Below are 11,409 nucleotides of genomic sequence, written 5' to 3'. Positions count from 1 at the left end.
ACTACCTTTAGTTGCACCTTGAACGCGGTACGTGCGCCTGTAATTACCGCAGCGTCGTTGAGACGCCTGGCGTTTAATTGAGAGGGTAACTTCTCTGTCTCCGATCGCTTGTCGATCATAACCCTTCCAGGGCATATCCATGGCCCTGGGCCCTGGGTGTGCTCCTGGATTACCTGGAGTGTTCCATGTCTTACTCTAAACACATCAAGCGCCCTTCCAACAACGTCATTGACGGACCTGGTAAAGCCATTGATTACGTGCGCGCGCGTGCACAGCCTTCGGACACCGACATGATCTACTGTCTCTATGTGGATTGTGAAAACGAAGTGTCCTTCATGGATGCGTTCGTGAACGAAACGTCACGCGATGTCGTTACCTACTCGCGGCAGATCCTGAAACAAGCCGTGGAGTTGAACGTACCGAGTGTCGTATTCGTTGTTAAACGCGTTGACGACGAGATGACGGATGAGGCGCTGTTCGACAGTGTCGAGCACCACACACGGTCGCTGGAGATAGCGCTAACGGTTGCCGGGATCAATGTGTTGGATTGGGTGTTGCTGCCTGATACATCACTTAAGACCCGCTGCCGGCAGTGGTGCACTTCCGTAGGTAAAAACCTGGGGAATGTGCGTGACTGGTTTCGCCTGTCTCGTGCTCGCACCTAAGGTGTAATCACACTTATCAATTAATTGCCGCCAGGCATTCGTTTTTATCCCGCAGGGACATGATTCCCTGCAGGGATCGTGTTCCCTGCTATTTTGGGGAACACACAATGTCATTACACGAAAAATTTGATATCAGTGAATCAGCGGGCAATTATAGCTTTTCTCGGCCCGTCACCGCTGATGACCTCATTGAAATAGCGCAACTTATCGCGCAATCTCGCCTGCGCGAGAAGGAGCATTTTACTTCGCCAGAATTGGTGGGGGTTTACTTCACAGCGGCCATGCGGAGTTTGGAGCAAGAGGTTTTTGTCTGCTTGTTCCTGGATAACCAACACTGCAAGATTGCGTTCGAAACGCTCTTTTATGGCACCATTGATGGTGCGAGTGTTCATCCCAGGGAAGTGGTGAAACGTGCACTTCAGTTGAATGCCGCTGCTGTGATTATTGGGCACAATCATCCGTCGGGCGTGTCAGAACCGAGTCAGGCCGATAGGCGCATCACAGAGCGCCTGCAGCAAGCACTTGAACTCATTGATGTGAGAGTGCTTGATCATCTGGTTGTGGGCAACACCGGTTATACGTCGTTCGCTCAGCGCGGAATACTGTGAGGTATTCCGATGAAGAACGATCATACCCGACTGTTCCTACAGGTTTTCAATAATACCGCTCGGTATCACCATCGCTATGAGGTGTTTCGTGATTTCGTCACGATGGCGGGACTTGCCATTCAAAACGCCTTCCTGAAATCGGAACAACTTGAACAGGAATATCTGAGTATCGTTAAGCGGTACAAAGGACCCGATGTGACCCAGATGTCTCACTTGCTGGCCCTGGTTGTCCAAGGACTGGAAGTGGAGCACCGGGACTTTCTGGGCAGCTTGTATATGCAACTCGACTTCGGTTCACAGCATATCGGTCAATTCTTCACGCCCTACGACGTGTCCAGGATGATGGCTCAGATGCTGATGACGGATAGCGGTAGCGAACTGGAGCAACGAGGCTATATACGGCTCAGTGAGCCGGCATGCGGTGCGGGTGGAATGGCTATAGCGTTTGCTGAAGCCATGCTGGAGCAGGGATTAAATCCACAACGGCAACTCTGGGTCACTTGTATTGATCTTGATCCTGTCGCAGCCATGATGTGTTACATCCAACTGTCGCTGCTAGGTATCCCAGCGGAAGTCATTATTGGTAATGCACTAAGCCTGCAAACTACGCGAACGCTGTACACGCCGATGTACTACCTCGGTTATTGGGCGCTAAAAGACCTGATCACCGAGTAATTTTTTGTGTGAGACAATCAGGTATCAGCAATATCGCTTTGCTGATTTCGTCCCCAACCGGAGGCATCCCCGGTTGGGTGATGCCTCTTTTTTTTAAGGTAGGCACGTATGAATAATTCAATTCAACATCGCGCTTTTAATAAGTTAATCTCATCAAATCAGACACTAGCAAACTCTGATTTTGATAAAAATCTCTCGAACTCTTTCGGCGATACATAATCCAGCAGTCAAGGAAGCCAGCGGTTATTAGGTCATTTAGGTTAAATAGGATAAATTAACAAACCAGCCATAATCAGCTGGTTTGTCATCCGCGCATGCGACAAGTTACTGTCGAGTAACTTTTAAGTTATCGATGTAGTAATCCAGCGTAAGCGTGTTTGCAAAACCTGGGCTAAATACTTTGAACCCAACGATATACTGACCAGCAGGAAGTTTCGCGGTATGAGTCACACCGCGCCAAGCACCATCTACCAGCCTATGCCACAATTTGTAGGTATCCGAATCTTGAGGATTGGCTAAAGGACGGAAAGAAACTTCAATCACATAATCTGTCCCGGTGGATAAATTCGCCCCAAAAACATCCGCATCTACTTTAAAGTTGCCGCCACTTGGGCCAGTGTCAAAAGCAACATTGTTGTAGATAAAGTGACGACTACCCGCTTGATCTAAGGCAAAATGAATACTGCCCGCACCACCATTTGCCTGCGAAGTTGAAACAGAAAGCTTGCCATTAAGATTGCTTATGAAGTTGCCCTCTGCATAAGCATACCAATCGCTCACGTCTGCTCCTTCGCCATTATTATTACCACCACAACTCACAAGGTTCGCGGCATTGCTACACACGGTCACACCGTTGCTTGCTCCTCCATCGATAATAGTGATTGGAAATATACCGTGATTGTATTGTTCGCCATCGCTGGTTGACATTGATATGAACAGGTAATAGAAATTGCCTGCCGGCAGTTCAGCGGTGGGCTTAACGCCATTGAGTGAAATGCTGGCAGCCGCCACGCCAGAGACAGTTCCTAATACAGCTGCATCTGTGGCCACGTAATCATTGATCGGCACCCAGCTGGAATCTAATTCGCGAAGCCAAAATTTAACACCACCGTCACCACTAACACCCGGCACAAGCGTATTGCCAGTACCCGCATGATAGTTGACGCTAACATCGATGGAACCATCGTTAGGAAACTCAGGGCTGCGATATTTGGCTTCGTCATCAAATGCAATCGATGGCGCAACAAAGGTCTCTACAGTTAAGTTGCTACTGTCGGTAAATCCCCCGTCAACACTGGTAGCCGTAATAGTGGCAACACCATCTGCAATACCGCGTACAACACCATTGGCACTAACAGTAGCCACATTGTCATTACTAGAACTCCAGGTTATACGTGAGTCGTCCACTTTGGCTGGGGAAAGTGTAGCCGTTAAGCTTGTTTCTCCACCCACTATGACAAAGCTAGTACTGGGACTGACCGTTATCCCCTCAACTGGGATCGGAGTAAAAGGCACAACTTCTATTTCAACGGAGTCAGCGGCTCCGTTTGCATCGGAGGTAGCGGTGATGATTGCAAAGCCCGTACTTACACCTGTGACAATACCAGTGCTATCAACAGTAGCAACGGACTCGTTGCTGGATGTCCAGGAAAGCATGGGGTTGGCGTTAATCGGATCAAGAATTACGTCCAGATCGATATCCGCCACACCAACACGGACCTGCCCGCTGCTTGGGGTTATGTTAATAACGTTTGGCTCAGGGAATTCGCCATCATCACTTTTCAGTAATTTGTTGGCGTCTTGATTGTGTAAGAACACGGTTTCGCCATTGCGCCAGCGAATCGAGACAGATGTAATGATCGATTCGTCACCCAGCCCCAAGTGAATGGTATTGATTAGACTCTGCGAAAAAGATTCACCAGCGGAACCAACACGTTTGTAATAGGTATTGTTTTTAGTTGTGACAGTTACTTGAGCCGCGATAGGGTCAATATTCTCAACAGGGCTATAACCCACTTGCACCAGCGTATAATTACCTGTGCCTGTATAGTCGTTTTGAAACAGGTGCCAGACACCATATTCATCATCACCACTTAATATATCGACATCACCATCCAAATCGAAATCGAACGCTTGGCCGCCGTCGCCGTGGCTCACCGCGCCGACATGGGTTGCATCGCTACTGGTGAGGATCTCAAAACTCCCCTCACCGGTGTTAAGCAAAATATAGTCGGCAATACGCTCCCGTAAGTAGCCATAGCGATAAACAAAAATATCGTTGTGCGAGTCATTATTGAAATCTCCGTGGGTGACACCCCAATGGTTCCCGCCTTTGGGTAAATTCCATGTGTCTGGCGCAACCACAAAACGATTCCCTTCGTTGATTAACAAAATGTCTTGGCTGTTGCGATTATTGGGTGTCCAATCAGTTTTAACGTCTGAAATACCTTGGACACTAAAGTCGATACTCCATGCAATAAATTGATCACGCACAATTTCCAGTTGCCATTCACCGTCACCAGTATGGCCAATGTAAATACCATTCATGGTGCGTGTTTCTGGCCAACCAGCCGCGCTGGCTTGAGTGATAGCGACTATTTCTTCTCGATTGGCTGGCGTAATAGGTGTTTTTCCTTCCCCAAGATAAATAGGAAATGTGCCGGTATAACGCGCAGTCACTATACTGAGATCGAAATGGAGTAGCTCTATATCGCCAGGAGCTGAAAACTGCATGGAAGTAATAACTGCTGCATCACCTTTGTCTCGAATATCAAGACGCTGACTCGCTTTGTTAAAGTCGAAGGACTTATCAGAAACGCTGTAGTAACCTTTACCTTGAGCGAGGTAAAGATCGAGATGGCCATCATTATTGACGTCGACATCAGCCGCCGCCATGGTGCCGTGAGAACCTCGTACAACACTGGGTAACCACTCATTTGTGACATTGGTAAAAGTGAAGTCTCCATTGCCTCGCCACAAAGACATGGGAGCCAACAGGAGCACGTCGTCGATACCGTCTTTATTGAAATCCAGAAACAGAGTACGTTCAGAGTTTGCATATCCCAACCCGGCGACATCGATCAGCTCAAAGGTGCCGTCGCCCTTGTTGCGATAAAAAATGTGCTGTGCACCTGTTTCACCATTAATACCTTCGGCATTGATGAGGGCGAGATCCAGATCTCCATCTAAATCAAAATCACCCCAGCGAGGCGAACGTCCTCGAGCGCCAGAAGTAATACCGATTGCCGCATCCGCACGAGTTAATGTTCCGCCGTCATTTCTGAAAAACACTGGTGGTACAGGACTGGTTCCGTTTCCACCGCCCAACGCAATAACCAGATCCAGGTCGCCATCGTTATCGTAATCACCCGCTGCTGACCCGTGCAAATCCATCAGCTTCCACAATGAAAGATTAGTCTGTGCCTTGGTAAGCGTGCCATTTCCATTGTTCCAGTAAAGTTTACTGGGTGAGTCGTTATGGTTATTGAGGATTAGGTCATAATTGCCATTCATGTTCATATCGGCAATTGAAGGGCCGCCATATTTCAAACTTGGGTCATCGACCAATCCTAACAGACTGGAAATATCAGTAAAGCTGGGAACGTCCGATACGGCAACATCGGTAAAGGTTATGTTAGTGATTTCAGCCGCGCTGCCGCGCACTAAGAATCGAATTTCTTTTTCACCGATAGAATCAAAATTAACTAGCGCGTTCAATCTGTGATTGCCGGTTGTCGGCACATCAATATTATCAACTAATACCTCACCATTTGTTTCGATACTGACATTGGCGTAAATTGCATTGATACTAATATCAAAGACAACTCGTTTAGGCAGAGTGTTTAAAACATCGTAATTTATTTGAGTGACTACATTAGGATTCTCATTTGCAGCGCTAGAGCTTGAGTTAACAAATTCGTTGGAGCTGGAACTGGAGTAAAAAAAGCTGCTAGAGCTATTAACTTCACTGGAACTAGAACTGACAACTTCATTAGAGCTAGAGCTCTGTGTGGAGGGAGAGCCTCCGCCATCAGCACCGCATCCGACCATTAGCGACAACATAGCGCTAAAACTAATATATTTGAATTTGTGATAGTCGTTTATAAAACAACAAGAGAACATGAGTCACACTCCGTGGGCGAGTTCAGATTTGTATATCTGAGTTGTTATTAGCATGGGCCATACGCGTAGAGTACCGCCCTCATGGACGAAAAGGCGGATTGCACAAACTACCACTTATTTTGTAAACAATCTACAATTATACGGTCCCCACAGCGATAATTACGCCCTGTAGTACATACTTTATAGCCGGCGGAATCAGATCAATGAAGGCAGTTAACTAACTGACCCTGGATAGTGCAGGCTTATGTCAGTTGAAGAAATAAAAGACTCGCTATTCAACTTTATCGAGCAGTAAGTGATGGTAGCTGTTATTGCAAAAAAAAAGCTCGCACCAATTAAAGTGCGAGCTAAACAACTAAGGAGATACTTTGAGCGATTAGTTTACGGGTACAAACTCAACGCGGTCCGCGTTCCACTCCCACGTTGAATTTGTAGTACCTCCCGACAACAAGCGAACGGTGTGCACTCCCTGTGTCAGCCGGAGGCTGCCGCTCACTGGGAGCAGCGGAAACTGATCCCAGTCATTATTGTTAGGCACCGTCTTCTTCGCCACAGAAACACCATCTATCAATACTTCAATTACACCACCGGTTTGAGTTGTACCCACATAAGCATTAATTCGGTAATTACCTGTTGCGCTTACATTAATACTGTATTCTGCCCAGTCACCTCGTTGGTTGTAGTTGATAGCACCCACCCCCGCTGCGGTGGTGTACTTTTGGAAGCCTTGATAGGTTCCGCCGGTAGCGGTGTAAGATTCCGCTTGCATCACAATCGGTGTTGCATTACCCGCTGAACTCGATGCAGCTGATGAGCGAGATGAAGATGCTGCTGCTGTTTGCGTAAACTCAATGCGATCCGCATTCCACTCCCACGTCGATGCGGTAGTGCCCGCCGAGATAATGCGCACACTGTGAGCACCCGTACTTAATTGCACACCACTCGTTACTACCAACTTGGAAAACACATCCCAATTATTGTTATTGGGAACGGTTTTCTTCGCTACAGACACACCATCAATCAACACTTCTATAGCGCCATCTACTTGCGTGGTTCCCAGAAATGCATCGATGCTGTAAGTGCCCGCACTCGTAACATTCAGAGAATAATCAGCCCAGTCACCGCGCTGATTGTAGTTGATGGCGCCAACACCTGCTGCGGTAGTATATTTTTGGAAGCCTTGATAGGAGCCTCCAGTGTTGCTGAAGTTTTCAGCTTGCAGCACAAGTTTAATACCACCTGCTCCACTGCTGGACGCAACCGACGAGTTTGAGGAGGGCGCCACAGAAGAACGTGACGAGGATGACACAGGCACAGAAGCAATCGATGAGGAGGATGAATACACCGAACTCGATGGCCGTGAAGACGAAATTACAGACGATGAACTTCCCCCGCTAGTCGCTTTCAGCAGACGATAGCCGATTCTATCCAAATTCCACTGATAAGCACCGCCAGCGCCAACACTGAGCAAGCGCAGCGTGTGTTTACCGGCAGAATTGATTTGCAAGCTATTGGTTACCACCGTAGTAACATGCTGATCCCAGTTGCCATTATTTGGCACTGAGGAGCGGCCATTGGAAATGCCATCGATAAAGAACTCAACCCCTGCACCATCCAGAGGTGAACCGGTAGCCAATACCAATTGATAGACACCTGGCTGAGCAAAATTAATATCAAACTCTACCCAGTCACCGGTTTGGTTGTCGTTGATATTGCCAGCGGCAGTACCTATCTCAAAACCGCCAAACGCTCCACCTGTGCGGGTATAGTTTTCCGCTTCTATATATGTTAATGCGGTATTAGATGCCACCACTTCCACTTGAGTTTTACCAACGAAACCGCCGTCGTTAGAGCGGCCAGTAATTTCAGCTTTACCAAGCCCTACCCCTTTCACCAAACCGGTATTACTTACTGTTGCAACGGCGTTATTACTGGAAGTCCAGGCAACAGATTTGTCACTGGCGTCAGCAGGAGTGAAGCTTGTTTGAATTTGCAAGCTGTCGTTTTGCGGAATCAGAGTATTCGCTGGCGAGATACTCATCCCCATAAGGGCTTTAGATTTAACCTGAATATTTGCCGAGCCAATCAATCCGTTAACGGCTGATCTCGCGCTGATGGTGACATCGCCCGCTTTCAAACCTGTCACCAAGCCAGTACTATCCACCGTGGCTACAGCGGTATTAGAGCTGCTCCAGATGACTTTACGGTTAGGAGCGTGAATAGGTGTTACCGCTGCACTCAACTGCTTGCTTGCACCAATATAAAGAGGGTCAGGCACGCCGACGACCGCAATAGCGGTGGGCACCAATTGACTCACAGCGACAGAGGCCGTAGCTGTCAATGAGCCATCAATGGTTTTTGCGGTAATAGTGGCTGACCCAGGCATGTTACCGGTAACCAAACCGTTTTGATCAACGCTCGCCACAGCAGGATTGGAAGAAACCCACGTGATATTTTGGTTAGAGGCATTAGCTGGGCTGACGCGCGGCTGTAAGGCTACCGACTCGGTAACTAACAGATTGTCTACACTAGTTTGAATTAAGCTCAAGCCCGATACTGCTATACATGGGCTGCATGCAGCCGGAATACTTCGGGTGATCTGGGTGTCCATATCCCACACTTGCAGGCTAACGGCAGCTACCTCACCTTGAGCAATGGTACTCAACTCAATATTGTTACTACCGCTGGCACTTAGGTAACTAACGTCGAAGGGAATCTCCAAAGTTGCCATCGAGCGACCACTTCGTCTTGACTCATCACCGCGCCAATCTGTTTTAATGGGCACGATATTGCCATTGATTTTGAGCGACACGCGACTATCAGACGACCCGGTTGCTATACCGCCATTCATAAAGAAAGCACCCGTAACCCGCAGTTGCGCCTCACCCTTGCTGGGCTTGGGCACACCATTTACCTGAGCAGTGACGTTAGCCGCCGCTACGCGATAAGGTGGATTAGCGGTCAAGGGTTCAGCTGGATACTTTTTCTCTTCACTATTGAATATCGGGTTGATGTTGTTTGTGTATTCAATATCCAAAACGACTGTAGCATCAGCACCAATGGTGATGCTCTTGGGCAAGTTGGTCAGTGTGGCATCGGCGAGAATAGGTTTACCTACGCCATTAGCGGGGTTGCTATCATCATCGATAGCTTCATCCAAATATAAATGACGCATTTTGACGCTCTTTATCGCATTACCGCTAATACCTGCGAAGTTCATATCAACAGTAGTTGCTTGAGCTTCCAAACTATTCAGGATGACATACATGTTTTTGCCATTAACGTAAGCATCAACCTGGATATCGCGGTCGCTGGCATATGTATCTACGCGGGTGCCATCCACGTCGCGCCAAAGCTCATACCATTTAATGGAGGGGTTAAAATTCCAGGTGCAGTTGGTATAGGCTGTGGGCGTTTCAGTACATGTCGAATAGTCACGATCCAGCAGGCTTTGCCCGTACGGGTTGTTCTTATCCACATCGCCCCACTCACCTTTAACCACGATGAAGGGCATCGACAAAGTGATGTAATCGGGACGTTCCATAAATTGCATCATCATTTGCGAGAATGGCTTAAGCACCTCCCAACGCATACGTTGACGATCCAGCTTGGTAATATCGGTGCCAGTAATATTTCCATACTCAGACATGACCACTTCTTTGCGCTGGCCAAGCATCTTGGTGTCGTACCATTCCATTAAATCCATGACACCTTCTGTTTGAAAACCTGTACGCAGAGCGCCAGTTCTATTGGTGGACCCATTCCATGACGCCCAGTCGTACAAATGGACGGAGTAAAAATCCATGTTTGCGCCTGCAGTATCCATGAACCCCTTCCAGATTACATCCCACTGATACCAATCATCTCTCGGGTTTGGACCATTGGAGGACATGGTGGGCGATTTATTAAAAAGATTAGTGCGAATGGCATCTTTGATGGCTTCGCTACCGGCATCGTTACCGTAAAATAAATTTAATAGCTCATCGCCGCGATTACGTGGTGAACCTGTCGCCGTCGCATCACCTTTCTCCAGGTCATGTAAGCCCCACGTCATACCGCCTATTTTAGGTGCCTTGCTGCCCAGCTTGGCGCGCACTGTATTGGCAACGACATTGTGGAACTCAAAAAGCTCTTCCCAGGTTGATAAATGACCTTCATGACTTGGAACATTCATCAACATATCGGGTTCGTTAACTACCTCCCAATATTTAGGCATTGGAATAGCCTTAGGATCATTCTCGTATTGCACAAAGAATTTATTCAAAAATTCAGCGTACCACTCTGCTGCATCTTGGGCGGTACGGGGGCGCCAGGGCGTTTCACTGGTTAAGCCACCACCGAACCAGGAATAGGAACTCCAGTTAGGATAAGCGGGTCTTGGTTGCGAACCCATAATTAAGGACGAGGTCCGGTCAAAATATTCCTGGGCATCAGCATATTTGGTATCCAACGCTTCTCTGTATTGAGCAGAAAGTGTCGATAACTGTGTCAAGTCAGCCTTTTCGGCGTAGCCCCAAGGAAAGGGAGTGGGACTGTAAGTAGAACGGGTTTCGTCGCCACCCGTTTGGCTGAAGTAGTACATAGCCAAGCCATTGTCGCGGCCAAAGGTCACACCTAAATCCATCAAATAATCAAGCTTTTCTTTTTCGCCCAGAAAGTCATTTTCCATTGGGCTTGCATGAATGGTGATACGCCGCTCGCGTCCAAAATCTGAAACGCCGTTGACGGAATGTTTGATATTCGCATTGATATCGACTTTAACGTTTTGCGCCAGCGCTGAGGACGCCATGCTACCCAAAATACCAGTAGTAATAGCGGCAACAGCAAGGCGGAGTTTATGTTGCTTAAACATAATAGCCTCTTTGAGATGATAATTATCGTTATTGGAAAAGTACAAAAGCTGAGAACACGTTGTTGCTATTATTATTATTTGACCAAGGCGATTCTTGTTATTGCAGATCGCGGTCCCTGCCGACTGAAACCGTAGTCGTGCTAAACGGCAGGTACTAGGATTTTACCCACACCCAAAAGGCTAAAATATCATTTTGTTAACATTTTACTATTAACTATATAATTTTTCTTCATGCGACCCGGTGCTTTCGCACTAAATAAAGAATATGCCGACCAAAAATATGCGCCGCTATGACAAACTCCTTTATCCCTCTATCACGCCCTCATATTGTTAACAATTAATAATTGACTTATAGTGAGAAGCGCAGATGATACCTCAGGAGGGCAATGGGCAAGCACCCAATTCTCCTGACATAAGACTGCCCTGGGTTCGATCAAATCATAAAACCTGTGTCGGCCCTTGATATACCAAGAACAAGTCGATAGAG

General features: G+C 47.5%; 5 protein-coding genes. 3 read left to right on the top strand and 2 right to left on the bottom strand.

Features of this window, described 5'->3' with window-relative positions:
- Positions 1–185 precede the first annotated feature (185 nt).
- From ACSV5M_RS19035 to ACSV5M_RS19025, 3 genes are all read left to right on the top strand, one after another.
- A complete protein-coding gene (locus ACSV5M_RS19035; RefSeq protein ID WP_439178172.1) occupies positions 186–665 on the top strand; it encodes a JAB domain-containing protein in 480 nt (159 codons plus the stop codon).
- 107 nt (positions 666–772) lie between these two features.
- On the top strand, positions 773–1,273 hold the full coding sequence (gene radC / locus ACSV5M_RS19030) for a RadC family protein (protein ID WP_439178170.1): 501 nt from the start codon (positions 773–775) through the stop codon (positions 1,271–1,273).
- A gap of 9 nt (positions 1,274–1,282) precedes the next feature.
- The gene (locus tag ACSV5M_RS19025) at positions 1,283–1,948 is read left to right on the top strand and encodes an N-6 DNA methylase (RefSeq protein WP_439178169.1); all 666 of its coding nucleotides are present in this window, start codon (positions 1,283–1,285) and stop codon (positions 1,946–1,948) included.
- A gap of 324 nt (positions 1,949–2,272) precedes the next feature.
- On the opposite strand, the gene ACSV5M_RS19020 is transcribed toward ACSV5M_RS19025, so the two are convergent.
- Together ACSV5M_RS19020 and ACSV5M_RS19015 are read right to left on the bottom strand one after the other, a co-directional pair.
- Positions 2,273–6,070 carry an FG-GAP-like repeat-containing protein gene (locus tag ACSV5M_RS19020; RefSeq protein WP_439178168.1) on the bottom strand — a complete coding sequence of 1,266 codons (3,798 nt, stop codon included), beginning with the start codon at positions 6,068–6,070 and terminating at the stop codon, positions 2,273–2,275.
- 376 nt (positions 6,071–6,446) lie between these two features.
- Positions 6,447–10,967 carry an Ig-like domain-containing protein gene (locus ACSV5M_RS19015; RefSeq protein ID WP_439178167.1) on the bottom strand — a complete coding sequence of 1,507 codons (4,521 nt, stop codon included), beginning with the start codon at positions 10,965–10,967 and terminating at the stop codon, positions 6,447–6,449.
- Positions 10,968–11,409: the final 442 nt, after the last annotated feature.

Source organism: Cellvibrio sp. ARAG 10.3, assembly GCF_051846955.1.
GTDB lineage: Bacteria > Pseudomonadota > Gammaproteobacteria > Pseudomonadales > Cellvibrionaceae > Cellvibrio.
Note: the sequence above shows the minus strand (reverse complement) of the source record. Positions and strands in the feature narration are given on the sequence as shown.

Bases quoted from the DNA above. Each gene is read 5' to 3' on its own strand.
- ACSV5M_RS19035 (WP_439178172.1), top strand. From the start codon at position 186: ATGTCTTACTCTAAACACATCAAGCGCCCTTCCAACAACGTCATTGAC.
- ACSV5M_RS19025 (WP_439178169.1), top strand. From the start codon at position 1,283: ATGAAGAACGATCATACCCGACTGTTCCTACAGGTTTTCAATAATACC.
- radC (WP_439178170.1), top strand. From the start codon at position 773: ATGTCATTACACGAAAAATTTGATATCAGTGAATCAGCGGGCAATTAT.
- ACSV5M_RS19020 (WP_439178168.1), bottom strand. From the start codon at position 6,070: ATGTTCTCTTGTTGTTTTATAAACGACTATCACAAATTCAAATATATT.